Origin of the sequence: Novosphingobium sp. (assembly GCF_025351285.1) — a bacterium.
Lineage (GTDB): Bacteria > Pseudomonadota > Alphaproteobacteria > Sphingomonadales > Sphingomonadaceae > Novosphingobium.
Window position 1 is genome coordinate 1 of record NZ_JANXWG010000006.1, and the last position, 26,220, is coordinate 26,220.

At 64.8% G+C, this 26,220-nt stretch carries 22 protein-coding genes; 9 read left to right on the forward strand and 13 right to left on the reverse strand.

The genetic code is table 11. The features are described 5' to 3' along the window. Positions 1 to 48: 48 nt before the first annotated feature. From Q0R16_RS00540 to Q0R16_RS00555, 4 genes are read right to left on the reverse strand one after another with little or no spacing between them, the layout of a single operon-like run. Positions 49 to 2,088: an amidohydrolase family protein gene (locus Q0R16_RS00540; RefSeq protein ID WP_295630730.1), complete on the reverse strand. Its 2,040-nt coding sequence runs from the start codon at positions 2,086 to 2,088 to the stop codon at positions 49 to 51. Positions 2,089 to 2,138: 50 nt separating this feature from the next. Continuing rightward, the gene (locus Q0R16_RS00545; protein WP_295630732.1) at positions 2,139 to 3,131 is read right to left on the reverse strand and encodes a DUF2891 domain-containing protein; all 993 of its coding nucleotides are present in this window, start codon (positions 3,129 to 3,131) and stop codon (positions 2,139 to 2,141) included. Continuing rightward, the gene (locus Q0R16_RS00550) at positions 3,128 to 4,039 is read right to left on the reverse strand and encodes a DUF979 domain-containing protein (protein ID WP_295630734.1); all 912 of its coding nucleotides are present in this window, start codon (positions 4,037 to 4,039) and stop codon (positions 3,128 to 3,130) included. The genes Q0R16_RS00545 and Q0R16_RS00550 overlap by 4 nt, the downstream gene beginning before the upstream one ends. Continuing rightward, positions 4,036 to 4,716 (reverse strand): DUF969 domain-containing protein, encoded by a 681-nt coding sequence (locus Q0R16_RS00555; protein ID WP_295630736.1) that lies wholly within the window; start codon positions 4,714 to 4,716, stop codon positions 4,036 to 4,038. The genes Q0R16_RS00550 and Q0R16_RS00555 overlap by 4 nt, the downstream gene beginning before the upstream one ends. 339 nt (positions 4,717 to 5,055) lie before the next feature. Between Q0R16_RS00555 and Q0R16_RS00560 the strand changes: the two genes are divergently transcribed. The 7 genes from Q0R16_RS00560 (at position 5,056) to Q0R16_RS00590 (ending at position 11,178) form a co-directional block, all read left to right on the forward strand. Further along, the gene (locus Q0R16_RS00560) at positions 5,056 to 6,039 is read left to right on the forward strand and encodes a sterol desaturase family protein (RefSeq protein ID WP_295630738.1); all 984 of its coding nucleotides are present in this window, start codon (positions 5,056 to 5,058) and stop codon (positions 6,037 to 6,039) included. Between the two features lie 29 nt (positions 6,040 to 6,068). Continuing rightward, a complete protein-coding gene (locus tag Q0R16_RS00565; RefSeq protein ID WP_295630740.1) occupies positions 6,069 to 6,692 on the forward strand; it encodes a hypothetical protein in 624 nt (207 codons plus the stop codon). 113 nt (positions 6,693 to 6,805) lie between these two features. Further along, positions 6,806 to 7,744, forward strand: coding sequence for a LysR family transcriptional regulator (locus Q0R16_RS00570; RefSeq protein WP_295630742.1), 939 nt, complete (start codon positions 6,806 to 6,808; stop codon positions 7,742 to 7,744). A 99-nt stretch (positions 7,745 to 7,843) separates the two neighbouring features. Continuing rightward, positions 7,844 to 8,767 (forward strand): sterol desaturase family protein, encoded by a 924-nt coding sequence (locus tag Q0R16_RS00575; RefSeq protein ID WP_295630744.1) that lies wholly within the window; start codon positions 7,844 to 7,846, stop codon positions 8,765 to 8,767. Beyond that, positions 8,764 to 10,335 carry a tetratricopeptide repeat-containing sulfotransferase family protein gene (locus tag Q0R16_RS00580; protein ID WP_295630746.1) on the forward strand — a complete coding sequence of 524 codons (1,572 nt, stop codon included), beginning with the start codon at positions 8,764 to 8,766 and terminating at the stop codon, positions 10,333 to 10,335. The genes Q0R16_RS00575 and Q0R16_RS00580 overlap by 4 nt, the downstream gene beginning before the upstream one ends. Before the next feature lie 22 nt (positions 10,336 to 10,357). Next, positions 10,358 to 10,723, forward strand: coding sequence for a hypothetical protein (locus tag Q0R16_RS00585; RefSeq protein WP_295630748.1), 366 nt, complete (start codon positions 10,358 to 10,360; stop codon positions 10,721 to 10,723). A 125-nt stretch (positions 10,724 to 10,848) separates the two neighbouring features. Then, the gene (locus tag Q0R16_RS00590; protein WP_295630750.1) at positions 10,849 to 11,178 is read left to right on the forward strand and encodes a UrcA family protein; all 330 of its coding nucleotides are present in this window, start codon (positions 10,849 to 10,851) and stop codon (positions 11,176 to 11,178) included. Positions 11,179 to 11,218: 40 nt separating this feature from the next. Here Q0R16_RS00590 and Q0R16_RS00595 read toward each other — a convergent pair whose 3' ends face one another. From Q0R16_RS00595 to Q0R16_RS00635, 9 genes are read right to left on the reverse strand one after another with little or no spacing between them, the layout of a single operon-like run. Further along, positions 11,219 to 12,142 carry a YncE family protein gene (locus Q0R16_RS00595; protein ID WP_295630752.1) on the reverse strand — a complete coding sequence of 308 codons (924 nt, stop codon included), beginning with the start codon at positions 12,140 to 12,142 and terminating at the stop codon, positions 11,219 to 11,221. Positions 12,143 to 12,159: 17 nt separating this feature from the next. Then, entirely contained in the window at positions 12,160 to 13,923 is a 1,764-nt protein-coding gene (gene atzF / locus Q0R16_RS00600) for an allophanate hydrolase (RefSeq protein WP_295630754.1), read from the reverse strand. Further along, positions 13,920 to 17,528, reverse strand: coding sequence for an urea carboxylase (gene uca / locus Q0R16_RS00605; protein ID WP_295630755.1), 3,609 nt, complete (start codon positions 17,526 to 17,528; stop codon positions 13,920 to 13,922). The genes atzF and uca overlap by 4 nt, the downstream gene beginning before the upstream one ends. Beyond that, positions 17,525 to 18,163 (reverse strand): urea amidolyase associated protein UAAP2, encoded by a 639-nt coding sequence (locus Q0R16_RS00610; RefSeq protein ID WP_295630757.1) that lies wholly within the window; start codon positions 18,161 to 18,163, stop codon positions 17,525 to 17,527. Before Q0R16_RS00610 ends, uca begins: the two co-directional genes overlap by 4 nt. Before the next feature lie 11 nt (positions 18,164 to 18,174). Next, on the reverse strand, positions 18,175 to 18,999 hold the full coding sequence (locus tag Q0R16_RS00615; RefSeq protein WP_295630759.1) for an urea amidolyase associated protein UAAP1: 825 nt from the start codon (positions 18,997 to 18,999) through the stop codon (positions 18,175 to 18,177). Then, on the reverse strand, positions 18,996 to 19,469 hold the full coding sequence (locus tag Q0R16_RS00620; protein ID WP_295630761.1) for a CopG family ribbon-helix-helix protein: 474 nt from the start codon (positions 19,467 to 19,469) through the stop codon (positions 18,996 to 18,998). Before Q0R16_RS00620 ends, Q0R16_RS00615 begins: the two co-directional genes overlap by 4 nt. Next, positions 19,466 to 20,242 (reverse strand): ABC transporter ATP-binding protein, encoded by a 777-nt coding sequence (locus Q0R16_RS00625; RefSeq protein WP_295630763.1) that lies wholly within the window; start codon positions 20,240 to 20,242, stop codon positions 19,466 to 19,468. Before Q0R16_RS00625 ends, Q0R16_RS00620 begins: the two co-directional genes overlap by 4 nt. After that, entirely contained in the window at positions 20,239 to 21,054 is an 816-nt protein-coding gene (locus Q0R16_RS00630; RefSeq protein WP_295630765.1) for an ABC transporter permease, read from the reverse strand. Before Q0R16_RS00630 ends, Q0R16_RS00625 begins: the two co-directional genes overlap by 4 nt. Positions 21,055 to 21,109: 55 nt before the next feature. Further along, positions 21,110 to 22,192: a putative urea ABC transporter substrate-binding protein gene (locus Q0R16_RS00635; protein ID WP_295630767.1), complete on the reverse strand. Its 1,083-nt coding sequence runs from the start codon at positions 22,190 to 22,192 to the stop codon at positions 21,110 to 21,112. 601 nt (positions 22,193 to 22,793) lie between these two features. Between Q0R16_RS00635 and Q0R16_RS00640 the strand changes: the two genes are divergently transcribed. Next, positions 22,794 to 25,220 carry a TonB-dependent receptor gene (locus Q0R16_RS00640; protein WP_295630802.1) on the forward strand — a complete coding sequence of 809 codons (2,427 nt, stop codon included), beginning with the start codon at positions 22,794 to 22,796 and terminating at the stop codon, positions 25,218 to 25,220. Between the two features lie 112 nt (positions 25,221 to 25,332). Then, positions 25,333 to 26,211: an MBL fold metallo-hydrolase gene (locus Q0R16_RS00645; RefSeq protein ID WP_295630804.1), complete on the forward strand. Its 879-nt coding sequence runs from the start codon at positions 25,333 to 25,335 to the stop codon at positions 26,209 to 26,211. Positions 26,212 to 26,220 lie beyond the last annotated feature (9 nt).

The window sequence follows — 26,220 nt, forward strand, 5'->3', positions numbered from 1 at the left end:
CTGCGCTCGCGTGTCTCGTCTTCGCTCGACACGAACGGGAAGTTGGGTTTAGCTGCCGGGCAGCGTGACCTTCGGCGCGGCCGTGAACGGTTTGATCCCGAACTTGGGATAGACCTCGCTCGGGTAATAGAAGGTGCCGTCCTTCACCACCATGGCGATGGTCTTGATCGCCTTCAGATCCTTGGTCGGATCGCCGGGCACCAGGAAGAAATCGGCCAGCTTGCCCTTTTCGATCGAGCCCATGCGATCGCCCTGTCCGGCATAGACCGCGCTGTCGAAGGTGGCGCGTTTGAGGATTTCGGGGATCGTGAAGCCGGCCTTCTGATACAGTTCCAGCTCGCGGTGGTAAGTGAAGCTGCCGCCGGTATCGGTGCCGAACACGATCATCACCCCGGCATCGTGGAGCATCCGGGTCACGTCGAGCAACTTGCCATAAGCCGCTTCGTAGGCTTGCGCGTCGCCCGGCGCCGATGTGTCGATCCAAGCCTTCATCATGTCGCGACGCGTGCCGATCGGCAGGTGATCGATGTAGTCGACCGCGCCCGAGGGCACTTTGCCGTCGCGGTTGAGCAGCAGGTTTTCGTGGATGCCCAGCGTCGGGTCGATCGCAGCATGGTGGCTGGCCATCAGCTTGATCGAGTGCTGCACGCGCTCGCTGGTGAGATCGAGCCCTTGCAAGCGCTTGAGCGCGGTCAGCCGGAACAGCGTGCGCGTGTCTTCGGTTGGCTTGATCACCCATTGCAGCACGAACTGGTTGATGTGCGTCGCCTCGTCGAAGCCCGCCTCGATGTCGGTGTCCTCGGTCGAGAATGCCGGCACGTGCCCCGCCACGCGCATGCCCAGCCGGTGCGCTTCCTTCACCAGCGCGGGAATCCACGCCGGGTTCATGCTGTTGTAGCTCTTGATCTGCCAGTAGCCGCGCGCGCCGTACCAGCGCACCGCGTCGATCGTTTCCTGTTCGCTGTTCACCAGAATGCCGTTGTTGGCGCTGAACGGGCTTTTGCCTTCGATAAAGCCCGAACGGATTACGTGCGGCCCGCCCAGTTCGCCGCTGTCGATGCGATCGATCAGCTTGGCCAGCACCGCGTTGTCGTTGCCCATGTCGCGCACCGTGGTGATGCCCGCGACCAGGTTGAGCAGCGCATCGTCCTGCCCCAGGTGGCCGTGCATTTCGTACATGCCCGCCACCAGCGTGCCGCCGGCGCCGTCGATGGTGACTTCGCCGGGGGTGGCCGGGCTGTCGAGCGGTTCTATGGCGGCAATCTCGCGGCCGTTGACCAGTACCGAAACCGGACCGGTGAGCGTGCTGGTTTTCGGATCGAACAGCCGCACGTTCCTGATGCGCACAGGCGAATCGTACTTGTGCGCGACCTGTTTCTCGATGCCGACGAAGCGCTGAGTCGACCAGTCGGCCGCCATCTTGCGCAGCCGCACCTCTTCGCCTTCGTAGCCCTTGCGGACCAGCACGCTGCTGGGGTCGACGCTGGCGAAAAGCCCGCCCTTGTCGTCGATCAGCATCGTTTCCGGCGTGGTCTGGATGCCGGTCAGGACATAACGCGTGACCGTGAGAGGGCCGCCGGCGCCGGTCACGGAGAAGCTCTCGCCCTTTTCCAGCGTGAGCTGTCCACCCGGCAGCGCAGGCATGGTCATGCCGGGACGGGCCAGCAGCGCGCGAGCGTAGATCTGGTCGGCAAAGGGGCTTCCGCTTTGCGCGACATAGAGCGTTGGGCCCTTGGCCGGAGCGCTGCCCTTGCCGGTCGAATCGGTCCAGGTGGCCTTGCCGCCGGTCTTGAGGAAATGCTCCTCGACTTTGCTGCCGAAGGTGGTCTTTCCGGTGACGTCCCAGCGCGCGGGCAGGCCGTCGGCGCCCAGTTCGATCACTTCAGCCATCGTCGGCCCGCGGCCGTTGTTCTTGACGTCGAAATCGATCGTAGTGCGGTTGCCGTTCGTGGCGGCATCGAGGTGGCCGACGACCTTGCCTCCGAAGATGACCGAGTAGCTTTGCGTTTCGGCATGGGCCGAGGCGAGCGGGCCAAGCGCGAGCGGGAGGGCGGTGAGGGCGAGGGCGAATGTCGAGGTTCTGTTCATGCGCGGAGGTTGACCACGAAAGGCGCGGTTTGTGAAGGGGTTGCCGATCGTCAGGCCATCAGCGCCAGCAGCGCGAAGCTCGCAAGCCAGTGAGTGCCCATGTAGTGCTCGCCGATATGCGGCAGGCTGGCGGCGATGTGGTGGCGGGCGGTGGCGTGCGCGACATTGCTGACCGCATGGTTTGGCCCAAGTGCGCCGGCAATTTCGCGCCAGCACCAGGCGCGGCTCAGGTTCAGCCCGTCGAGGTGCGCGATCTTGCCGTCGGTGCGGTCGGATACGGTGGCGGGGGTGAACAGCGTGGCGGGGCGTTGTGCGGCGGCATCGGGCAGGAACGCATCGAACCAGGCGGTGAACGCCGCGCGATCGAGCAGGCGGCTCATCAGCATGGCCTCGCTCAGCGCCGATGACAGGAACTCGTCGCCGCCCGGCTCCCACGCCTGGCAACCGCGATCGGCGCAGAACCAGCCGTTTGCAGTTCGTTCGATCAGCGCGGCGAGGGCGGGGTCGTAGGTTCTTGCCCAATCGTGCGCGAGGGCCAGGGCGAAGGCGCTGTTGCCATGCGTGCCGGTGCGGATCGGATAAGTCAGCCTGGGCAGGAAATTGCGGAACCGCTCGGCAAATGCGGCGGCCAAAGGCGCCAGCGCGGCACCCCACGGCGCATCGTGGCGCATGGCCTCGCCATGCAAGGCAAGCAGCCACGCCCAGCCATAAGGCCGCTCGAATCCCGCCGCGTTGGGTCGGTCGAGGTAGGCACGTTCGCCCGCGACCAGTTCGGGGGTGAGCATCGCATCGGCGCGCGCGCGGATTTGCGCGGCTTCGGGCGTGTCCGGGAACAGCCGCGCGATCGTCAGCACTTGCCAGTAGCCGTGGACGCAACTGTGCCAATCGAAGCTGCCGTGGAAGATCGGGTGGAGCACGCGCGGGGGCAGCGCATCGGCGTCGCAGGCCAGCACATGGTCGAGCTTGTAGGGGTATTGCTGGCCCAGGTGGCTCAATGTCAGCCGGGCGAAACCGGCGGCCATGTCGGCGTTCAGAACGGTCATCGGATCACTATCCACAGCAGGACGATGTTGAACACCAGCAGCGGCAACGCGGTCGGCACTTGCGCGCGGATCACGCCGTAGCGGTCCTTGAGGTCGAGCAAGGCGGCCGGCACCAGGTTGAAGTTGGCCGCCATCGGCGTCATCAGCGTGCCGCAGAACCCAGCCAGCATGCCGATCGCGGCCACGCGCGCGGGATCGCCGTGATGCGCGTGGATCAACAGCGGCAGCCCGATCGCGGCGAACATCACCGGGAAGGCGGCGAAGGCGTTGCCCATGATTGCGGTGAACAGCGCCATGCCAAGGCCATAGGCGATCACCGCGCCGGCGAGGCTGCCCGTCGGGATCACGTGGCCGATCAACGATCCCACCACGTCGCCCATCCCCGCAAGCGCGAACACCGCGCCCAGGCTGGCGAGCAGTTGCGGCAGGATCGCCGCCCAGCCGATCTGGTCCATCAGCCGCGCGCCTTGCCGGAAGGGTTCGGTCGCAGAGGGCCGCAGCCAGGCATAGCAGATGGCCAGTGCCAGGATCACACCCAGCGCGAGCGAGACCAGCGTAACCTGCTTGGGATCGACCAGCCCCGGGACTTGCGCGAACACCAGCGAGCCGGCCAATGCGGTGATCGGGATGACGAGCGCGGGCACGAACAGCATCGATCCGCGCGGGGTGGCAGCAGAGGGCGTATCCGCGCGTGGACGCAGCCGGCCAAGCGTTGTCACCGCGACAATCGCCAGCACCAGCAACCCGTTGCCGAAGTCGCCAAGTCGGTCGCCGATCAGGAAGCTGGCCGCTATCAGCGCGTAGAACGCTGCATTGCCTGGTCGGCGCGGACGTTCGGCAAGGCTCAGCACGGCAAATGCGGCGAAGGTCGAACCTGCCACGGGGTAAAGGAAATTGAGCCCGATCATGGCTGCCGGCCTAGTGGATTTTGGCCCATGCCGTTCAGCCGCCGATCGGCCCACAGCAAGCGACTGCCGTGGATCACGAACGCGGCGATCGCAGTCGGGATCGCCCACACCGACAGCGCCAGCGGGGGCAGCTCGATGCCGTTGGCCTGCAACACGCCCTTCATCAGCAGGATCGAGCCGATCGCGATGAAGATATCCTCGCCGAAAAACAGCCCCACGTTGTCGGTCGCGGCGGCGAGAGCCTTGGCGTGATCGGGATCGGCGGTTCCATGCGATTGCGTTTCGGCGGCGGCTTCGGCCATCGGCGCGACCAGCGGGCGCACCGACTGCGCCGGCCCGGCAATCGAGACCAGCCCCAGCGCGGCGCTGAGCTGGCGGAACAGCAGGTACACGATCAGCAGCCGGCCCATCGTGGCGCCGCGAATGCGTCCGATCAGCGCCCGCGCGCGTGCCTGCAACCCGTGGGCTTCGAGGATGCCGACCACCGGCAGCACGATGTAGATGATCGTGACATAGCGGTTGGTATTGAACGCCTTGCCCAGCGCCGACAGCACCGCGACCGGGCCTAGATGCGCGGCCATGCCCGTCACCAGCGCGGCGGACACGACCACGAGCAGCGGGTTGAACCGCAGCAAAAACCCCACAACGATCACGGCGATGCCTGCCAGCACCAGCATCAGCGCAATGGTCCGGGCAGGCGAGGGCGTGGAACAGCGATCATTCCGCCGTCATGCCACCGAGCCCGCCGCGGAGCCAGCCCTGGGACCGGACACCAAACCGTGTCGCTTGGTCTGCGGTTGACAGCGCGCATTGATATCCAAAAATTTCAGACACTTCAACGATGCGCCCCGCTCATTCATGCAGCCCCATAGACCAGATTTATGACATTCATACCATTATCCGATCTAGCGTGATGGCTGCACGTTTCGGATGTTGGGGCGGCGGGAATGTGCTATTCCTTGCTTGACGCTGGACAAAAATCGCATGGTATCGGCGAAAATTGCGAGTGCGGGCCTATGAACGGAATTCGCGTCGGCAACAGGGTGGTCGGCACCCAGGCACCAGTCACCATCGGGTGGGAGAATATCCCGCGCGTGCAAGGCGGCCCGTTCAAGCAGTGGTTTTTCACCTGGTTCCAGCCGGTGGTGCTCTTCGGGCTGATCGTGTTCTGGTACTATGCGCCCAATTCGATCGCCAAGGCCTCGACCGCGATCGGCATCGGTGTCGGGTTCAAGATCCTGCTGCTGGCGCTCGAATGGGTGAACCCGCGCTATGATAGCTGGCGGCTGACCTGGAAGGAACTGGCGACCGATCTGTTTTATGTCGGGCTCGGCTATACGGTGCTGCGCCTGGTCGACGGCTATCTGGGCGATGGCCCGATGATCGATGCCATGCAGGGCTATTGGCATCTGGAAAAGTTCCAGTGGTTTACCGGGCTGCCGCTGCTGGTGCAGGCATTCGCGATTTCGTTCATCTTCGATTTCGGGCAATACTGGATGCATCGCGGGATGCACAACTGGCAGCCGTTGTGGTTGCCGCATTCGGTGCATCACTACATCACGCAGTTGAACATCAACAAGGGCGCGGTCGGCAATCCGATCGAGCTGTTCCTGATCAGCCTGGGCATCGGCGGGTTCTTCGATTTCCTGCCCAGGGCAGCGCTGATGGCCGGCGCGATCGGTATGGCGATCGGCACGTACCAGCACATCAATGTCCGGTTCAATTCGCCGCGGTGGTGGCGCTTCCTGTTCAACACGACCGAGCATCACAGCCTGCACCATTCGCAGGATTTCGAATCGACGCGCAGCAACTACGCCGGATCGTACATCTTCATCGACCGCATGTTCGGCACCTGCATCGACGGTGAAGCGGAACTGCTGGGCATGGAAGGCGGGCGTCGGATGACGATCAGCGAGCAGATGACCCATCCTTTCACCGAGGGCTGGAAGGCGTTGAAGGAAAAGTTCGGCCGTTCGCCAACAGCAGTACCTGCCGAGTGAAGCGGGGCGCACCTGTCGAAGGAAAAGGCTTGAACACGCAGCTCATCGACTGGATCTGGCACGTCAGGGGATCCGTCGCGCTCGCTCCGGGGCAAACGGTCGAACAGGCGTTCGGCGCGCTCGATCCATTGTTTCATGAGCCCGGCACCAGCCACGACCGTGATGGCGATGCGCTGGTCTTCCGCAAGAAGGGACAGGCCGCGCAAGACAAGATGTCGGTGTTCGACGCGGGCGTGCTGCGGATCGAAAACGGCATGGCTGGCGCAGTGCTGCATTACCACCTGATCAGCCGTGCGTTGCTGCTGTGCTTTCTGGCACCGTTGCTGTTTTTGGGCTTTGCGCAATTGACGCTCTTTGTCGGCAACCTGGAAAAGGCCTCGGCCGAAGCGGCGGGCAAGGATGCCAAAGCCGCGAAAAAGAACGACAAGAAGGACTTGGCGCTGCCGTTAAATCCGATCGACAAATTCCTCGGTGCGCCCGCTCCCGAAAAGCCCAAGAAGGATGGCAAGGACAAGGACAGCGGCAAGAAAAAGCCTTCTGCTACCGCAGCTTATGTTTTTGCGGGGATTTTTGCGGCGCTTTACCTGATCGGGCGCGTGCTCGAGGATAAATTGGTCAAGCGGCTGTTTCGCAGACGACTGCTAGGGTCATAGTGAAAAATCGAGTTATCTCGCGCCGTTCATCGATTTAATCTATGCCCTGACGCGCAGTCGGGGCTAAACCTGCTCAACGGGGCGCACCGCACCGCTAGCAGCAGGACTTGTGCATGACCGACCCGCCGCCGTTGACCGACCGGAAATTCGCCAGCCGTGTCGACTGGAACCTGATGCGGACGTTCGTCGACATCGTCCGCGCAGGGGGGATCGGCGCGGCGGCGCGGCAACTGAACCGACAGCAGCCCAGCATCAGCGCCGCGCTCAAACGCCTGGAAGAGCATGTCGGGGCCAGCCTGCTCCACCGCACCGCCACCGGCGTGGAGATGACCGCGGCGGGCAAGGCGCTGATGGCATTGTGCGAGGACATGCTCGAAGCCGCCCGCATGGTGCCGCACCAGATCGCGCAGGCGACAAAGCGGGTGGAAGGCATCGTCCGCATCCAGATCATCTCGGGCCTCGTCTCGGACGCGTTCGACGAAGCGATCGCCAGTTTCCATCGCCGCAATCCCGCGATCCATATCGAGGTGCGCGTCTCGCCGTGGCGCCAGGTGCTCGATGCGCTGGAGCAGGGCGAGGTCGAAGTGGGCGTCGGCTACGACAACAGCGTGCGCGGCAGCCTGATGTACGAACCGCTGTTGGTGGAGCGCCAGCAATTGTACTGCTCGCGCAGCCACCCCTACTTCGGCTACCGCGTCAGCCGGCTGGGCGAATTGCGCGACGATGATTTCGTGCTGACGGGCGATGACGAGATCGAACTGATCAAGCACCTGCGCCGCCGTTATCGGCTGGGGACCAAAGTCAGCGGGCTGGCCGAAGATGCCAACGAGGCGCGGCGGCTGATCGTCCAGGGCGTCGGCATCGGCTTCCTGCCGGTCCAGGTGGCGGAGGCCGAAGTGGCGAAAGGCAAGCTCTGGCCGATGCTCCATGCCGATTTCGAGCCGTTCTACGATATCTTCCTGCTCGCCCGGACGGAACCTGCGCGAGACACCGCGACGCAGCTTTTCTGGGACGAAGTGATCCGCCGTGTTCGCGCCCAAACGCGGGCTTAGGTCTGACTCATAGACCCAATCTATGTCTTGCATCGCGATTTTGCATATGGCCCGATATTGCAGTGCAGCGCAAAGTTCCGACACCGAACGGAGCCGCGCATGTCATTCACCAAGAACCAGGTGTTCAACCTGATCCCGCCGGCGATGGTCGCGCTGGTCATCGCCTTCTGGGGTTTAGCGCCGAAGGTGGTGACCGACAACGGTTGGACGCTCACCGTGGTCATGGCCACGACCGTAATCACCGTGCTGCTGCTCGAACTGGTCCACGAACGTCACGCCGAATGGCGCATGAACCGGCAGGAATTCTTCACCGACCTGTTCTACGTGATGCTGAGCGCCACCGCCATTTCCTGGGCCACCGACAAGCTGGCCGAAAGCCCGCTCAAGGCCATGAAGGCTTCGCTGGGCATCACCACGCAATGGGCCTTGCACATGCCGTGGCTGTTGCAGGTTGCGCTGGTGGTGTTCCTGATCGAGTTCGGCCAGTACTGGATGCATCGTTTGATGCACAATGCGCGGCCGTTCTGGCTGACTCATGCGGTCCATCACCACATCACGCAGTTGAACGCCGCGAAAGGCGCGGTCGGCAATCCGATCGAACTGTTCCTGATTACCCTCAGCGTGGTCGCGCTGTTTGATCTGGAAAAGACCGCTATTTTCGCCGCTTTCGGCACCACCGGCGTGATCTCGACTTTCGCTCACGCCAATGTGCGTTCGGACCCCCCGCGCTGGTATTCGTTCTTTTTCACCACCATCCAGCACCACAGCCTGCACCACTCGGCCGATTACGAAAGCACGCGGTGCAACTATGGCAATTCGCTGATCCTGCTCGATCGCATCTTCGGCACGTTCCGCGAAGGCGAATCCGCGATCGTGGGGCAGGATGAACGGCGGCGCCTGACGATCGTCGAGCAGACACTGTTTCCGTTTCGCGGCCTGATCGATGATTGGAAAGCGCGCCGCGCTTCCAAACAATCGGCGGCACCGGACGATGAAGCAGCCGGAGCCACGGCAACCGCATGAGCGCGGCCGGCTCGGGACAAGCCAGCGTCGCTCGCCGCGCGCTGTCGCTGGGCGACCTCGATTCAACACAACGCTTCGCCGCGACGATGGTGGCGGACAATCCGCGCGATGCCGAAGGCCACTTCCTGCTGGGCGTGGCCGAATCGAGTGCAGGGCGGGTTCAGGCCGGTATCCAGCACCTCGGCCGCGCGGTGGCGCTCGATCCACAGGGCGAATATCGCGCGCAACTCGCCAAGCTGTTCACGCTGGTGCGCCGTGACGGCGATGCTGCGGCAACACTGCGCGATGCCGAGCAAACCCCGCCCGTCGATGCGCTTAGCCGCGACACGATGGGCTGCGTCTATGCCCGGCTCGGCGATCACGCGGCGGCGCTGGCGCACTTTTCGGAAGCGGTGCGGTTGGAGCCGGGCCACACCGAATACCGCTACAACCAGGCGGTCACGCTCAACTTTCTCGGACGGGCAGACGAGGCCGATGCCGCGCTCGAAGCCCTGATTGCGCAGGCGCCCGGTGACGCCAGGGCGCACCACCTGCTCGCCGGCTTACGCAAGCAGACCCCGGCGCGGAACCACGTCCAACGGCTGACGCACACCCATGCCGAAACGCGCGACGGGCGCGGCCGGCTGTTGCTCTGCTATGCGCTGGCCAAGGAACTGGAAGACCTGGGCCAGGCCGACGAGGCACTCGACCGGCTCTGCGCCACGAATGCCGAGCATCGCCGCACGCTGCCCTATACCTTCGCGCGCGATGCTGCGGTGTTTGATGCGATCGAGGCGAATATGCCGAAGGCTGCGCCGTCGACCGAGCCACCGGCCGACGCGCCGATCTTCATCATCGGCATGCCGCGCACCGGCACCACGCTGGTCGATCGCATCATATCCTCGCATCCCGACGTAGAAAGCGCCGGCGAGTTGCAGGCGCTGCCGCTCGCGGTGAAGAAGGCGGCGGGCACGCGCACGCCCACCGCAATGGACCCGGAAACGATCGCCGCCGCCGCGCGCGGTGATATGGGCGCGGTCGGCCGCGATTACCTGCAACGCGCCAGCCACCACCGCCGCGATCCGCAACTGCGCTTCACCGACAAATTTCCCGGCAATTTCCACTACGCCGCCTTCATCGCGCAAGCACTGCCGAACGCGCGGATCGTGTGCGTGCGCCGCCATCCGATGGACACGGTGCTCAGCAACTTCCGCAACCTGTTCGCGGTCAGCTCGCGCTATTACGATTACAGCTACGATCTGCTCGACATCGCCGCCTATTACGTGCGGTTCGACCGGCTGATGGCGCTGTGGCGCGCGGCGCTGCCAGGCCAACTTATCGAAGTGCGCTACGAGGATCTGGTCGCCGACCAGGAGGGCGAAACCCGTCGCATGCTTACGCATTGCGGGCTCGAATGGTCGGACGCCTGCCTGTCGTTCCACACCAGCGCTGCCCCCGTCTCCACCCCCAGCGCCGCGCAAGTTCGCCAGCCGATCTACCGCGATTCGGTCGCGCGCTGGAAACGCCATGCCGCGGTGATGGAGCCGGTCCGCCGCTTCTTCGAACAAGCCGGCCTCGACATCGACTGACATGCAAGGAGGCACCGGACTCATGCCATCGCATTTTCCCACCCTGGCACTGGCCGCCGTGATCAGCCTCGGCCTCACCCAGGCGGCCCAGGCCGCGCCTCAGCCCAGCACGCGGCTGGTAAAGTGTGCCTCAGGAAGCTGCCTGCTGGTGAGGGGCCACCGCGTCAACCCGGCCGCGGCGGTCAGCATCAACGGCCACGCAATCGCCACCGCCGGCGCGCACAAATGGCACGCGCGCGTGCCGGTGGAAACGCTGCGCGGGTGGTCCGAACCTTATGCGCGCACGATTACCGTTGCGGTCGCCGATGCCACGACGGAAGCCGGCCTTCCGATCGGCCTGTTCGGTCACACAACCAACCTCGCCATGATCACGATCAGCCGCAAGTAATACCGTCTCAAACAACGGTAATAAAAGAACAAATACTCATTGGCTATTGAAAGTTTTCTCTCCTGGGCGTAAACGGACCACAGGTTGCCACAGAGCGACACCAGTACCACACGCAGGAGATGATGATGAAAAGCAGCCTTCTGGCGCTCACCGCGATCGCATTCGCGACTCCAGCCATGGCCAGCACAACCGACAACCCTCTTGCCGAAAGCCGGGCCACGCTCAATCTCAAGGGGCTCGACTTGTCGACCGCCGACGGCCAGCAGCGCCTCGCGATCCGCATCGATCAGGCCGCCCGCGCGGTGTGTGGTGATCGGCTTGCCGGCGTGCACTTGTCGCTCGACAGCCAGTCGCAGGCATGCCGTACCTCGGTCGCCGCCGATGTCCGCGCGCAGATCGAAACGCGCGTGGCGAAGGCTTCGGGCACCCCGACCCGGCTGGCAAGCGCCCGCTAACGGAGCAGACCGCGGCCCGCATATCCGGGCCGCGGACGTTTCACTTCGCGTATTGCGGCGGCTTGGGCCAGTAAGTCAGCGAGTGCGCGTCGTGCGCCGATGTCCACACGCCCTTCTTGGTATAACGCAGCGCCCCGCTGCCATCGGCCTTGCCGACGCGGGCGGTGATCGCCAGCGTCTTGGCGTCGATCGCCGCGAACGTCTGGTCATCGGTGGTCCGCAGCCACACCATCCCGCCACCTGTATCGATGTCACCGTATTTGAGCGATGCGCCAACCTTGACCCTTCCGGTCACTTCGCCGCTGGCCGGATCGATCCGCGCCAGCGTGCCATCGCCCTGTTCCTGGACCCACACCGCGCCTTCACCCGCCGCCAGGAAGCCCGGCTTCTCGCCAAGTGCGGTGTGCTTGACCACGGTGTTGATGACGGGATCGATCTTGCTTATCGAATTCTGGCCGATGCTCACCGCCCACACTGCGCCGAACCCGAACGCCAAGGTGTAGCTTCCGGCATCAGCGGTGATCGTTGCGATCACGGTGTTGGTGGCAGGATCGATGCGGCTGATCGTGCCCATCTTGTCGCTCGCCACCCACACCGATCCGGCGCCGGCCACCACGTTGGTTTCGCTATCGCCGATGCCGGTCTGGATGCTGGTGATGATCTTGGCGGTCTTGCGGTCGATGCGGTTGAGCGTGCCGGCCTTGCAATCGGCCACCCACAAATCGCCGAACGCCACGGTCAGCGCGCCGCAGGGGTGCGCCAGCGGCACTTCGGCCAGCTTGCCCTTGCGCGACCATTGTTCGACCCTACTGCGGTTGGTCATCCACACCGTTTTGCCGTCCACCGCGAGAAAATCGCCGAAGCCCGGGACCTCGATGACTTGTTCACCTGCCGCGTGCGCCGCAACCGGCACTACCGCGCAACCCGCCGCTATGGCCATGACCAGTCCCTTGAGCGTCTGCATGTCCGTTCCTTTGCCGTTCAAGCGCGCTGCGCGATATAGGCGCGCCATCCGCCCAGCGCGGTGATGTCCTCGGCGCCGGCCAGCGCGCGGGGTTCGGCGACGAAGCCCTTCACGCTGCTGCCGTCGGCTAGCGTCACCGTGCCGATCGCCAGCGGTGCGGGCACTTCGACCACGAAGCTGCCGAATTCGGCCACGCCCATTTCGTAAATCTCCAGCGCGATCGTTCCGCCGTCCTCGCTGTGCACCAATGCCGGCTTGGGCGGAACGCTGTCCGCCATCGCGTAGAGCCGGTAATTCGGCGCGGTTTCGAACGCGCCGACGAACGTGGCATTGCGCGAAGTGAGCTGCCAGTGCAGCGGCATGTCCTGCAAATGGGCGCCGACGACGGCAAGTTTCACGGTCTGCATCTTTCCCTCCAGGTCGAGTTTTGGCGGTGGCGCAATCTGCGCGGCGGCGAGGTAGGCGTCCGCCACGTCGAGCAGCGCCATGTCGCTGTCGGCCGGGCCGATCAGTGTGACGCCGAAGCCGGTAGCGTTAGCGCGGGTGCCGGCGGGCACGGCCACGGCGGCCATGTCGAGCAGGTTCACGAAATTGGTATAGAAGCCCAGCGCGCTGTTGAGCGCGACCGGTGCGGCCAGCATTTCGGCCACGCGATAGGTCGTGCCCGTGGTCGGGAAGGCCATCAGGTCGATCTCGCCCCACAGCAAGTCGGCATGGCGCTTCAGTTCTGCGAGGCGGTAGATCCCGCGGAACAAGTCGACCGCGCTGACGTCCAGGCCGGGTTCCACCACCGTGCGCACGGTCGGATCGATTGCTTCAGGATTGTCCGTCAGCATTCCGGCAATCGCGGCGGTCCGTTCGGCCACCCACGGGCCGCTGTAAAGCAGTTGCGCCGCCTCCTGCAGCGGCGCGTAATCGATCTCGACGATCGTGCCGAGCCCGGCCAGTCGATCGAGCGCGCGATCGTAAAGGTATTCGGATTCGGCATCGCCGAACCACACGCGCTGGCTGCGGCGCGGCACGCCGATGCGGTTGCCTGAAACCGGGTGATCCGCCAGCGGCTTGGAATAAGCATCGGGCGGATCGAAGCCCGCAATGATGGAATCGACCAGCCGCGCATCGGCGGTGTCGTTGGTGAGCACAGTCACGCAATCGAGCGTGCGGCAGGCGGGCACGACCCCGTGCGTACTCCAACGGCCCTTGGTGGGTTTGAACCCGATCAGGTGCTGGAACGCGGCCGGCACGCGGCCCGATCCGGCGGTATCGGTGCCGAGTGCCAGCGGCACCAGCCCCGCCGCCACCACCACTGACGAGCCCGAACTCGATCCGCCGCTGACATAGGCCAGGTTGTAGGCGTTGCGCGGCGCGCCGTAAGGGCTGCGCGTGCCGTTGAGCCCGGTGGCGAACTGGTCGAGGTTGGTCTTGCCCACGCAGATCGCGCCGGCCGCCAGCAGGCGTTCGACAACCGTGGCCGATTGGTCGGGGCGATAAGCGAAGGCCGGGCATGCGGCGGTGGTCTCGAACCCGGCCACGTCGATGTTGTCCTTCGCCGCGAAGGGCACGCCCGCCAGCGGGAGCACTTCGCCAGCGGCAACGCGCGCATCGATGGCGCGGGCGGCGGCGACCAATGCGTCCGGGGCCGCGCGGCTGATCCAGGCTTGCGGCTGTACGACATCGTAAGCGGCAAGGCGGGCGATCGTGTCCTCGATTACCGAGACCGCACTGGTCTGTCCGGCACTGACGGCGGCGGCGATCGCGGTGGCGCTGCGGTTGGCTGTCATGGATGCCTCGTCAATGCCATCATCGGCGCGCCGGGTTGGAGCGACTGGTTCTCGCGCACGTACAGCGCCGAGACCGTCCCCGCGCTCGGGCTGTGGACCGCGCATTCCATCTTCATCGCTTCCAACACCGCGATGGTGTCGCCGGCCTCGACCGCGTCCCCGGCGGCGACGAGCAGCTTCCATACGCTCCCGCCGAAGGGCGCCTCGATCAGGTCTGCGCCCTCCGGAACCACCACCGCGCCGGCGGGTGGCTGATCCACTTCGGCAAGATCGCTGATCCGGTCGAACTCGCCGCGCGCCTGCCAATCGGCGCGCTCAGCGTCGAAGGCGATCTTGCGCCGGGCTTCGAAGCTGGCGATCGCTTCGGCATTCTGCGCCAGGAACACGCGGTAGTCGGACAGCCGGAATTCGGATGGTTCGATGCGGATCGAACGGCGCCCACTGGGGAAATCGCGGCGCCATTCGGTGAGGTCATCGGCGCTTACGGGGTAGAAGCGGATCTGGTCGAAGAACCGCAGCAGCCAAGGCTTGCCCTCGGTGAAGGCGTTGGTTTGGCCCCCGATTCTGGGATGTGTGTTCCACACCTGGATGGTGCGGCCGAACAACTGGTAACCGCCTGGTCCCTCCATGCCATAGATGCACATATAGGCGCCGCCGATGCCGACGACATTGGGCGGGGTCCAGGTGCGCGCGGGGTTGTACTTGGTTGTGACCAGCCGGTGGCGCGGATCGACCGGGGTAGCAACCGGCGCGCCGAGATAGACATCGCCCAGCCCTAGCACCAGAAAGTTGGCCTCGAAGATCAGGTTCTCCACCGCGGCGGCATCGGGCAAGCCGTTGACCCGGCGGATGAATTCGATGTTGTCGGGGCACCACGGCGCGTCGTCGCGGACGGCGCTCATGTATTTCTCGATCGTCTCGATCGTGGCCGGATCGCGCCAGCTCAGCGGAAGGTGGACGATGCGCGAGGGGATGGCGAAATCCTCGAGATCGGCCAGCCGCTCCTCTGCCGCAATCAGCACGGCGAGCGCCTGTTGCTGGTCCATCACCACGCCGTCGAAGTGGACTTGGAGCGAACGGATGCCGGGAACAATATCGACGATGCCGGGCAGCGCCAGCCGCTCCAGCTCGACCATCAGCGCATGGACGCGGATGCGCAGTTCGATGTCGAGCACGATCGGCCCGTATTCGACCAGGATGTTGCGATCACCCTGCTGGCGATAGACGGTGCGTGGGCGGTTCGGCGCTTGCGGGAATTCGGCGAGGATCGGGGAGAGCGTGCCCAGCGGTCGCGCCGGGGTCGCTTCGGGCGGCGTGCCCGTGGCGATCAGCTTGCGCTGCATTGCGTCGGCCTGCGCGGCATCGGCGATGGTCACCGGCTCGAAACGGACCTTGTCGCCCGGCACAAGTTGCCCGGCTTTCCAGCGATCGGCGGCCAAGATCACGAAGGGGCAGACGAAGCCGCCGAGCGAGGGGCCATCGGGGCCGAGGATGATCGGCATGTCGCCGGTAAAGTCGATCGCGCCGATCGCGTAAGGGTTATCGTGGATGTTGGAGGGGTGCAGCCCCGCCTCGCCGCCGTCCTTGCGCGCCCAGTGCGGCTTGGGTCCGACGAGACGAACGCCGGTGCGGTTGCTGTTGTAGTGGACCTGCCATTCGGCCGACAGGATCGTGGCGACGTCCTCATCGGTGAAGAAATCCGGGGCGCCGTGGGGGCCGTAGAGGACGCGCACAGTCCACTCGCTCGACATGGCGGGGAGCACGGCCGAGGCAAGCGGGCTGTCGGTCGGCTCGCCGGCCAAGTGCAGCGTATCGCCCGCGAGCAGGCGGCGCGCGGCATGGCCGCCGAACTGGCCCAATTCGAAGGTGCTGCGGCTGCCGAGGTAGGGCGCGATGTCGAACCCGCCCGCGACCAGCAGATATCCGCGCATCCCGCCGCCACTGGCGCGGCCGAGCACCAGCGTCTGCCCTGCGCCGACGGCAATCGCCTTGCCGCGCGGCAGCGGAACGCCGTCGAGCGTCGCGCCGAAATCGGCGCCGGTCAGGCAGATCCGCGCGGGCTCAGTAAACGACAGCGTCGGGCCGGTGAAGGTGATCTCCAGCCCGGCGGTGCCCTCGGGATTGCCGACCAGCCGGTTGCCGAGCCGGAACGACTGGTCATCCATCGGGCCGGATGGGGGAACGCCCACCGCCCACAGCTTTTGCCGGCCGGGCCAGTCCTGCACGGTCGTCGCGGTGCCGCCGCTGATCACGCGGATGCTGCGCGGGCGGTAGTCGATCGCGTCGAGCGTGCGCGTGGAAACCTCGCCGCTGGTGAAGGCGGGGGAGCGCACCACGTCGCGCAGCCAGCGCAAGTTGGTTTCCAGCCCGTCGATGCGGCTGTGATCGACGGCGGCTTGCGCGGCGCGGACGGCTTCGGCGCGGGTGGGGGCGTGGACGATCAGCTTGGCCAGCATCGGATCGTACCACGGGCTGACCGTGCCGCCCGCCATGCACCAGGTTTCGACGCGGACGTCCTCGGGGAATTCGACCGCGGTCAGCGTGCCTGTTGTGGGGCGATAGTCGAGCGCGGGGTCTTCGGCGTAGAGCCGCACTTGCACCGCGTGGCCATTCGGCTGGGGCGGTTCGGCATCAAGGAAAGCGAAGTCCCCGGCGCCGCCACGGATCATCCATTCGACGAGGTCGATGCCCATCACTTCCTCGGTCACGCCGTGCTCGACCTGGAGGCGGGTGTTCATTTCGAGGAAGAAGAACTGCTGTCGTTCGGCGTCGTAGAGGAATTCGACCGTGCCGGCCGAGCGGTAGTTTGCCGCCTGGCCGAGCCGGACTGCCGCCGCGAACAAGTCTTCCCGCACGGATTCGGGCAGGAGCGGGGCGGGGGCTTCCTCGACGACTTTCTGGTTGCGGCGCTGGAGCGAGCAATCGCGTTCGCCCAACGGCATGATCCGCCCCTGGCCATCGCCGAAGATCTGGACTTCAATGTGGCGCGCGCGGCGGACGTAGCGTTCGAGGAACACGCCGGCATCGCCGAAGCTGCCCAGCCCTTGCCGGGCTACCGAGGCAAACCCTTCGCGGACGGCGTGCTCGTCCTCGCAGATGCGCATGCCGATACCGCCGCCGCCCGCGGTGGCCTTGAGGATCACCGGGAAGCCGATGTCGCGCGCGGCGGTGACGGCTTCGGCCTCGTCGGTCAGCAAGTCGGTGCCGGGCGCCAGCGGAACGTGGTTGGCGGCGGCGAGCGCGCGGGCGCTGTGCTTCAGTCCGAAGGTGCGGATGTTGTCGGGGGTAGGGCCGATGAAGACGATCCCGGCTTCGGCGCAGGCTTCGGCGAAGTCGACGTTCTCGGCCAGGAAGCCGTAGCCCGGGTGGATCGCGCCGGCGCCAGTCCGCCTCGCGGCTTCGAGGATTGCAGCGACGTTGAGATAGCTTTCCGATGGCCTTGCACCGCCGATGCACACCGCTTCGTCGGCTTGCGAGACGTGGAGCGAGCCTTCGTCGGCCTCCGAATAGGCCGCGACCGAGCGCAGCCCCATGCTCCGCAAGGTGCGGATGATGCGGGTGGCGATCGCGCCCCGGTTGGCAATGAGGACGGTGTCGAAACTCATGCAGCGACAATCATGCGCACGGGGGTGGGGTTGAAACCGTTGCAGGGATTGTTGATCTGCGGGCAGTTGGAGACGACCACGATCACGTCCATTTCTGCGCGCAAGTCCACCGTCAGCCCCGGCGCCGAAATCCCGTCGACGATGCCGAGCGCGCCGTCGGCTTCCACCGGCACGTTCATGAAAAAGTTGATGTTCGAGACCATGTCGCGCTTGCCGCGGCCTTCGCGCAAGTTGGCTTCGAGGAAGTTTTCGACGCAGGCGTGTTCGGCCTTGGTGTGGTGGCCGTAGCGCAAGGTATTGGATTCGCACGAACAGGCGCCGCCGATGGTGTCGTGGTAATCGACCGAAGTGGCGGCGATGGTCATCATCGGCCGGCCTTCGTTCGAGCGCAGCACCGTGCCCTGGCGCAGGAACAGGTTGCCTTGCGCCGCGACGGTGTCCTGCGCGCTGTAGCGTTCGGCGTCGTCGGCGCCGGCGTAGAGCAGGAAGTCGACCGCCTGGTTTCCTTCGAGATCGACGATGCGCAAGGTCTGGCCAGCCTTGATGTGGTACAGCCACGGCGCGCGGGCGGGCACCACTTCATCGTGGAGGATCTGGTCGGAAAGGCCGTCGAGTTGAACGTCGCGATTGATCATGGCCGGTCCTTTCAGCGACGCAGGTAGTCTTCGACGTTGAGGAAGGCGCGCAGGCCCTCCGGCGTCGCGGTGCGGATGGCATCGTCGTGCGGCGTGGCGGGCCCACGCCATGCGGTCGCGCGCAGCGGGGTGACGGTGTAGTCCGGCCGGGAGTCGAGCACGTGCGGGCAGTTTGCGATGACCACGATCACGTCCATTTCTGCGCGCAGCACCATGCTGCGGCCAGGCGCGAAGGGGCCGATCTGCGGGGTGATTACGCCGTCGGGCTCGATCCGCGCGCCCTTGAACAGCGTAACGCAGGGGTGGACATCGCGGCGCTGGAGGCCGTGCTTGGCCGCGCCGAGCAGGAAGCGGTCGCGTCCGTTGGGATAGAGCCCGCTGTTGCGCCCGTCACCGTATTTCGTGGCGTTGCTGGCGGCGTTGGAGGTGCCGCTGAAGCAGTCGTGTGTGCTCGCAGTGTCCTCCACGATGCTCATCAGCACGCGGCCCATGTCCGACAGCAGCAGCTTTCCCTGCCCGAGATAGGCATTCCACTGGATCTTGACCGTGTCGGCCACGTTCAGCCGTTCGCTGGGCATTTCGGCGTTGAAGATCAGCAGCGAGGCGCAGGCATCGCCCTTGACGTCGATCAGCCGGAGCCGGGTGCCGCGCGCCAGCTTTCGCGTGGCATAGCCGCCGGCCGCGATCGTTTCTTCCCACAACAAGGCGTCCGGGGCGACGCCTTCCGGCAGATCGTGCGCCACCGGCGGCAGCACTGGCATCGCCTCTACCACAGTGCCGGCCTGCTTGCGGGCGTGATCGCGCGCGGCGAGCGGGTTTGCGAGTCCGTCGGTCATGCGGCGGCTCCCCGGAGGCTGGCGGCTTCCTGTTCATGCAGCGGCGGCAGGAGCGCGGTGGTGGCGACCAGTTCGAGTTGCTGCACGCCGCGCACACGGCGGAGCGCGTCGCACAAGTCCTTTAAACGGATGGCTGGGCCTTGAACCAGCAGCACTTCGAGCGACTGGTCATCTTCCAGAAACACGTGCTGCGAGGAGATGACCTCTTTCAGGTAGCGCGCCTGCGTTTGCGCAAGCTGATGCCGCACGCGGCCGCGATCGCCGCGGTAGACGATGGTGATCGTGCCCGCGAGCATGTCGTCGGGCCGCGTGAAGGCTTCATGTTCGGCGAGCGCATGGCGGATCAGTTCGGCGATGAGCTGTGAGCGCGAGGGCAGCCCGCGTTCTTCGACCATCATGTCGAGCTGGCGGAACAGTTCGCCGGGCAGGCTCATGCTGAGCCGCGCCAGGCTGGAGGGTTCGGTGGTCATGTCCTGTCCTCGAATGTCTTTATCGGGTTTTCAGCGGAACCGTTTCGGTCGCGCAATGGGAGATCGTACACGGCCGTTGCCCCGAAGCGGTGCGGTGCGTGCGGATCGTGCCGGCGCTTGTCGAGCGCGAGCACCCGCGTGCCCAGCGCGAAGGCCTCGCGGATATCGTGCGTCACCATCAGGATCGTGAGCGCATAGTCACGCCATAGTTTCGTGATTAGGGTGTGCATGTCCTTGCGAATGCCCGGATCGAGCGCGCCGAAGGGTTCGTCGAGCAGCAGGATGCGCGGGCGCTTGATCAGTGCCTGCGCGATCGCCAGCCGTTGCTGCATCCCGCCCGACATCTGCGCGGGATAAAGATTCAGGCTGTCACCCAAGCCCACCGCGCCCAGCATTTCGGTCGCCTCGTCCATTGCCGCGCGGCGCGCGCCGCCGAACAGCCGCGCGGAGAGCGGAGCCTTGGCGCATTCGATCCCGAACACCGTGTTTTGCAGCGCGGACAGATGCGGGAACACAGAATAGCGCTGGAACACCACGCCACGATCGGGCCCGCATTCGGGCGCGAGTGGTTCGCCGTCGAGCAGCAGCGATCCGCGCGTCGGGGCTTCCTGGCCGAGCACGATGCGCAGCAGGCTGCTCTTGCCCGCGCCTGACGGGCCGATGATCGATACGAATGCACCGGCTTCGACGTCCAGATCGACGCGTTCGAGCACGATCTTGTCGCCGTATTCGACCCAGATGTCGCGCAAGCTGAGGATGGGAGCGGCGCTCAATGGCCAGCTCCGTGCGCCCAGGGGAACAGGCGCTTGCTGAGGAAGGCCAGCGCGACGTCGACCAGGATGGCGAGGACCGCGATCCAGGCGACATAAGGAATGATCACGTCCATCGCGAGGTAGCGGCGGACGAGGAAAATGCGGTAGCCCAGCCCCACGTCCGACGCGATCGCCTCGGCCGAAATCAGGAACACCCACGCCGGCCCCAGCGCCATGCGCACCGCGTGGAACAGCCGCGGCAGGGCTTGCGGCAGCGCGACGCGGATCATGATCTGCCAACTGCTGGCGCCCAGCGTCTGCGCCTTGATGATCTGTTCTCGCGGCAAGGCGGCGACGTGCGAGGCGATATCGCGAACCATGACCGGCGCAATGCCGATCACGATCAGCGCGATCTTCGAGGTCTCGCCCAGCCCCATTGCGATGAACAGGATCGGCAGCAGCGCGATCGGCGGGATCACCGCGATCGATGTCACCAGCGGGCCGAACGTCGCGCGCACCGGCGGCAGCACGCCCAGCACCAGCCCGACCACGAGCGCCATCAGCGTTGCGATCGCCAGCCCGGCGCCAAGCCGTTCGAGGCTGGCGAGCGTATCGGCCCAGAACAGCAGCTTGCCCGAAAGCTGGTCGGGCTGGAACAGCAGCGCGGCCATCGCCTGCGCCATGCCGCCGGGCAGCGGCAGGATCTTGTCGGCCGGATTGGCGGCGTGGCGCTGCGTCGCCAGGAACAGGTAGAGCAGCACAAGCAGCAGGATCGGCAGCGCACCCAGGAAGATGCCGTCGCTCCGGCGAACGTGTCGGTTCACCCAACGCATATCGTCACATCGCTTTCGATGGAGGCACGGGTTTCAAAGGTTGCGAATCCGCGGATCAGAGCTGGTTGTCAGCGGCCATCTTCATGAAGCTTTCGTCGAAGCGCAGCGTCACATGTTGCGCGTCACCCAGCGTCTTGCCTCCGGGAAAGGCCATGCCCACCGCGTCTGCCGACGTCGCGCCCTTGAACAAGCCCTTGGAAAAGCTGAAGTTGCGCACTTGCGTCATCGTCTTGATAAGCGCTGGGCTCGACGTTGCAGAGACAGCCGCCTTGGGGTCCGAATAGAGGAACGTCGTCTTCAACTGGCTGTCGAACGCCTCGGGCGTCGATCCCGCCAGCTTGGCCATCGCCGCGCGCGCCTGCTTGCCCTTTGCGTCTTGGCTGTTCATCAGCGCCACGGTTTCATACCAGATGCCGGTGAGCGCCTTGCCGAGATTGGGATTGGCCTTCAACGTGGCGGTATCGACCACGAGCAGATCGAGGATCTCGCCCGGGATATCGGCCGAACTGAACACCAGTTTGACGCCCGGTTGACCCTTCATCACCGAAAGCTGCGGGTTCCAGGCGACGGCCGCAGTTACGTCGGGACTGCCGAACGCGCCGACGATATCGGCATCGGATGTGTTCACGGTCTTGACGTCGGTGGGCTTCATGCCGGCGGTTTCGAGCCCACGCGCCAGCAGGTAATGCGATACCGACAGCTCGACCAGATAGACCTGCTTGCCCTTGATCGCGCTCAACTGGTCGGCGCCCTTGAGCAGGATGCCATCGTTGCCGTTCGAATAATCGCCGACGATGATCGCGCTGGTATCCTTGCCGCCGGCGGCCGGGATAGTGAGCGCGTCCATGTTGGCCACGGTGACGCCGTCAAACTTGCCGGCGGTGTACTGGTTCACCGATTCGACGTAGTCGTTCACCTGTACGATGTTGATCTTGATGCCGTACTTGTCGGCCCACTTTTTCACGATCCCGGCCTGTTGCGCATAGGGCCAGGGCATCCAGCCGGCGTAGATCGACCAGCCGATGTTGAACTCCTTGCGGGCCTCGGCCCTGGGGCCGGGCGCCTGCGAGCATGATGCGAGGAAAACCGCACCGGCCATGAAAGCCACGCTGCACGCCTTGCCAATCTTTCGGATCATGATTCGGCTCCCTTTTTCGCAGTGCAGCATTCCTGCAAACAATCGGGCTGTCCATAAAAATATTACGGGCATCGAATTAGGTAATACGCAAGGCAAACTGGCGATGCGGGCAGGCGAGGGCGGTTGTTCATCGTGCCAGCGAGATCCGGCGCGCAATGGTTGAGCCCACTGCGGCGCTGAGTCGGCGGTCTCCGGCGGGATGCCTGCCTGCGACTCGAAATTGCAACAGCTCGCGACATCGATCGGCGCCTGATCGCGATTCGCCGAATCGGCCGGGCGATCGCGTCGCCTTCGACCGATCTGACGAACCTCCTGAAAAGCGCGGTTTTGTGCAGTGCGGTGCGCGCTTGCGTCATACTGAGCAGGTGCAGAATTATTATGCTTGACGCATTCCGTAATATCCATACCTTTTCAATTATCGCTTCAGGGAGTGATGAGCACAAGGTTTGGCGGCACCCGGCAATTGCCCGACCGTGGAGCGGCTGCGGCCGCGAGACGGGCAAGCTGACCGGCCGCCAGGCCGACGATCAAGCGCCGCAACAGAGCGCCAATGGGATGGATGTCACGACGACAGGCTCAATCGTAGGGGGTCGAAGTGACTATGAGAATCATCCGCAACACACTGCTCTGCGCGACCATTCTGGCCGGCGCCGGTTCCACACAGGCACTGGCGCAAAACGCGCCTGCTCAAAGCGAGCCTGCACAAAGCGCGCCCGACACCGATCCCAACGAAATCCTCGTCACTGCGACTCGTCGCTCGGTGACGCTCCAGGACGCGCCGATCAACATCAGCGCGGTCAGCAGCGAAGAGCTGGCCAAGAACCGCATCGACGACATCAAGGGCCTTGCCGCCTTCACCCCCGGCGTCACGGTATTAGATACCGGTCCGCGATCGGCCGGCGGCATCGTCCTGCGCGGCATTTCCGCCGCCGATACCAGCTCGGGCGGCTCCAACGCCGAAAGCGCCGTTGGCGTCTATCTGGGCGAAATTCCGCTCTACCTCGATTTCAAGCTGCTCGACATCAACCACGTCGAGGTGCTGCAAGGTCCGCAAGGCACGCTTTACGGGCTCGGCACGCTGGCCGGCGCGGTGCGCTACATGCCCAACCGTCCCGACACGGGCAAATGGTCGATCGATGCCCACGTGCGCGCCTTCGGCGAAGCGCACAGCGGCAAACCTGGCGTGAACGGCGATGTCACGATCAACGTGCCGATCATCAAGGACCACGTCGCGTTCCGCTCGACCGTGGGCTATTACGACAATCCCGGCTTCATCGATTACAACTACCTGTTGCAAAACCCCGGCGTCTCGAACTCGCAGCCCGTGCGCGGATTGACGGCCGCCGGCGGGTCGTTCGGTACCGCGGCCCAGCGCGCGGCCAACTTTTATTCGAAGAAGGACGTGAACTACGAACTGACGTTCACCACGCGCAACCAACTGCTGCTAGAGCTGAATCCCGACATCAAGGTTTTCCTCACGTACGCGCATCAGAACACCGGCACTGGCGGCTACCAGACAACGCAGGCGGGCGTGCTGGGATCGGGGCCTTACGAATCGACGAAGCGCTACCTCGAACCCAACAAGCGCATTTCGGATCTGTTCGCGGCCGAATTCAACCTGAACCTGTTCAGCATCGCACAGCTCGTGGCCACATCGGCTTGGACCACGCAGAAGGTGTCGCAGCAAAGCGACAACACCGACCTGCTGCTCGATCTCGACTATGGCTACGAGGCGTTCCCCGCGTTCTCGTCGTTCAACCAGTCGACCAGCCGGTCGACCCAGTTCAACGGCGAAGTCCGGCTGGTTTCCACCCACGGCGGCCCGTTCAACTGGGTGATCGGCGGGTTTTACAACAACTTGCGCAACAAGCGGAATTACCAGGAATACACGCCGGGCTACGCCAAATTCCTCGGCGTAAACCGGCCCGATGATCTGGAATATATCTCGTTCGTCAACACCTCGCTGCGCGAAAAGGCGGTCTACGGCGAAGGCACGTTCCACATCACCGACAAGTGGCAGCTGACCGGGGGCGTGCGCTACTTCAAGTACGATGCCTTCGCGCAAGGCGGCACCGACACTCCGCTGACCGGCGGCGGCTTGCGGCGCACGCCGTACCCGCTGATCCAGTTTGCCGCGAGCCGCATCAAATCGGGCCAGACTGCTGCCGATGGCGTGGTCTACAAGGCCAACACCTCGTACAAGTTCAGCAACGATCTGCTGGCCTACTTCACCTACAGCACCGGTTACCGCACCGGCAACGTCAACCGCGTGGCGCCGTGCATCCTGCCGCTGCCGCCCGGCCAGAACGTCTGCGCACTGCCCAACGAACTGGCCTACAACCCCGACAAGACCCGCAACCTGGAACTGGGCGTTCGCGCTTCGGTTTTCGACAAGCGCCTGCAGATGACCGCCGCGGTGTTCCATGTCGACTGGAAGGGCATCCAGCTTCCTTCGCAGACCGTGAACGGCGCGGTCGGCATCACCATCAACGCCAACGATGCGGTGTCGCAAGGCTTCGAGCTTTCTGCCCGGTTCAAGGTGACCCCGCGTCTGGTGGTGCAGGGGACCTATTCCTACGACGATGCCCACCTCACCCAGGGCGCCGCCAACGCGGTCATCAGCCAGAGCGTGCCGTTCGACGTGTTCGCCGGCGATCGCCTGCCGGGATCGACCAAAAATTCGGCCAGCGGGCAGATCACTTACACCCAGCCGCTGGCCAACGGCGCCGACATCGAGGCGAACTGGGCCACGACGTATACCGGCAACGTCTATTCGCGCATCGGGCTGCGCGGGAACGGCGAAGTCATCCCGGGCTACACCACGCACCGCGCTTCGATCACCTATCATGCCAAGGTGTTCGAAATCGGCATCTTTGCCGACAACATCTTCGACAAGTACGCGGTTACCGCGATCGGCAATGATGTCAGTTCATTCAACCAGGTGCGCACCGGCGTGGTCGAACGTTATTACGACAAGAGTATCCTGACCCCGCGCAAGATCGGCGTGGATTTCCGCTTCCACTATTGATCGGATATGCCAGCCCGGGGACAACTCCCCGGGCTGGATCAAGGCGGCGCGCAAGGTGAAAGGTTTCCAACCCATGGCAGTTGACCGACGGCGGCTGGCTGCCAAGGCGTTGATGGCGTGCGCTGCACTGGCCGTGGCGCAATCCGCATACGCCGCTCCGCACCCTGCGCTATTTCCCGAAAAATGGATCGACGGCACGCTGGCGGACGAACCCGTCACGCAAGTCCAGGCGCTCGATGGCGATACGTTCGTGATCCGCCAGTCGATCAAGACCAATTTCGAAGCGCCGTTCCTCTATCTGCTGTTCGGACGCGACAAGGTGCTGTTGGTCGACACCGGTGCGAAAGATGGCCGGATCAGGCCGACGGTCGATCGGTTGGTTGCGGATTGGTTGGCCGCGCATCATCGCACCAGCATCCCGCTGGTGGTTGCGCACAGCCACAGCCACGGCGATCATGTTGCCGGCGACGCCGCCTTTCGCGATCGCCCCGGCACCACCGTTGTGGGGCTGAAACCGGCCGACGTTGCTGCGTTCTTCGGCATCGCCAACTGGCCGCAGCAGATTGCCCGCTTCGACCTTGGCGGCCGCGTGCTGAACGTGATCCCCACACCCGGGCACCAGGCGGCCGCGGCCATGTACTACGATGCGCGGTTGAAGATCCTGCTTTCGGGCGACACGCTTTACCCCGGCCGGCTATACGTGCCGGTCAATTTCATGCCCGACGATCGCGCCAGCCTCGATCGCCTCGCAGCCTTCGCTGCCACGCACCCGATCCGCGCGGCGCTGGGCGCGCATATCGAAATGACCCGCACTCCAGGCCTCGACTATGGCCACGAAGCGCCCACGCATCCCGATGAGCATCCGCTCGAACTGCCCGCATCCACCATCGCCGAGTTGAAAATCGGCCTGAAGGCCCCGCTCGATGTTCCCGGCAAAGGGCAAGTCCACGATCATTTCATCGTGATGCCGGTGCCCGCGCGCAGCGAGTAGCTTTCGCCA

Excerpts from the sequence above, each read along its gene's own strand:
- Q0R16_RS00540 (WP_295630730.1), bottom strand. The coding sequence starts at position 2,088 with ATGAACAGAACCTCGACATTCGCCCTCGCCCTCACCGCCCTCCCGCTC.
- Q0R16_RS00545 (WP_295630732.1), bottom strand. The coding sequence starts at position 3,131 with ATGACCGTTCTGAACGCCGACATGGCCGCCGGTTTCGCCCGGCTGACA.
- Q0R16_RS00550 (WP_295630734.1), bottom strand. The coding sequence starts at position 4,039 with ATGATCGGGCTCAATTTCCTTTACCCCGTGGCAGGTTCGACCTTCGCC.
- Q0R16_RS00555 (WP_295630736.1), bottom strand. The coding sequence starts at position 4,716 with ATGCTGGTGCTGGCAGGCATCGCCGTGATCGTTGTGGGGTTTTTGCTG.
- Q0R16_RS00560 (WP_295630738.1), top strand. The coding sequence starts at position 5,056 with ATGAACGGAATTCGCGTCGGCAACAGGGTGGTCGGCACCCAGGCACCA.
- Q0R16_RS00570 (WP_295630742.1), top strand. The coding sequence starts at position 6,806 with ATGACCGACCCGCCGCCGTTGACCGACCGGAAATTCGCCAGCCGTGTC.
- Q0R16_RS00575 (WP_295630744.1), top strand. The coding sequence starts at position 7,844 with ATGTCATTCACCAAGAACCAGGTGTTCAACCTGATCCCGCCGGCGATG.
- Q0R16_RS00580 (WP_295630746.1), top strand. The coding sequence starts at position 8,764 with ATGAGCGCGGCCGGCTCGGGACAAGCCAGCGTCGCTCGCCGCGCGCTG.
- Q0R16_RS00585 (WP_295630748.1), top strand. The coding sequence starts at position 10,358 with ATGCCATCGCATTTTCCCACCCTGGCACTGGCCGCCGTGATCAGCCTC.
- Q0R16_RS00590 (WP_295630750.1), top strand. The coding sequence starts at position 10,849 with ATGAAAAGCAGCCTTCTGGCGCTCACCGCGATCGCATTCGCGACTCCA.
- Q0R16_RS00595 (WP_295630752.1), bottom strand. The coding sequence starts at position 12,142 with ATGCAGACGCTCAAGGGACTGGTCATGGCCATAGCGGCGGGTTGCGCG.
- atzF (WP_295630754.1), bottom strand. The coding sequence starts at position 13,923 with ATGACAGCCAACCGCAGCGCCACCGCGATCGCCGCCGCCGTCAGTGCC.
- uca (WP_295630755.1), bottom strand. The coding sequence starts at position 17,528 with ATGAGTTTCGACACCGTCCTCATTGCCAACCGGGGCGCGATCGCCACC.
- Q0R16_RS00610 (WP_295630757.1), bottom strand. The coding sequence starts at position 18,163 with ATGATCAATCGCGACGTTCAACTCGACGGCCTTTCCGACCAGATCCTC.
- Q0R16_RS00615 (WP_295630759.1), bottom strand. The coding sequence starts at position 18,999 with ATGACCGACGGACTCGCAAACCCGCTCGCCGCGCGCGATCACGCCCGC.
- Q0R16_RS00620 (WP_295630761.1), bottom strand. The coding sequence starts at position 19,469 with ATGACCACCGAACCCTCCAGCCTGGCGCGGCTCAGCATGAGCCTGCCC.
- Q0R16_RS00630 (WP_295630765.1), bottom strand. The coding sequence starts at position 21,054 with ATGCGTTGGGTGAACCGACACGTTCGCCGGAGCGACGGCATCTTCCTG.
- Q0R16_RS00635 (WP_295630767.1), bottom strand. The coding sequence starts at position 22,192 with ATGATCCGAAAGATTGGCAAGGCGTGCAGCGTGGCTTTCATGGCCGGT.
- Q0R16_RS00640 (WP_295630802.1), top strand. The coding sequence starts at position 22,794 with ATGAGAATCATCCGCAACACACTGCTCTGCGCGACCATTCTGGCCGGC.
- Q0R16_RS00645 (WP_295630804.1), top strand. The coding sequence starts at position 25,333 with ATGGCGTGCGCTGCACTGGCCGTGGCGCAATCCGCATACGCCGCTCCG.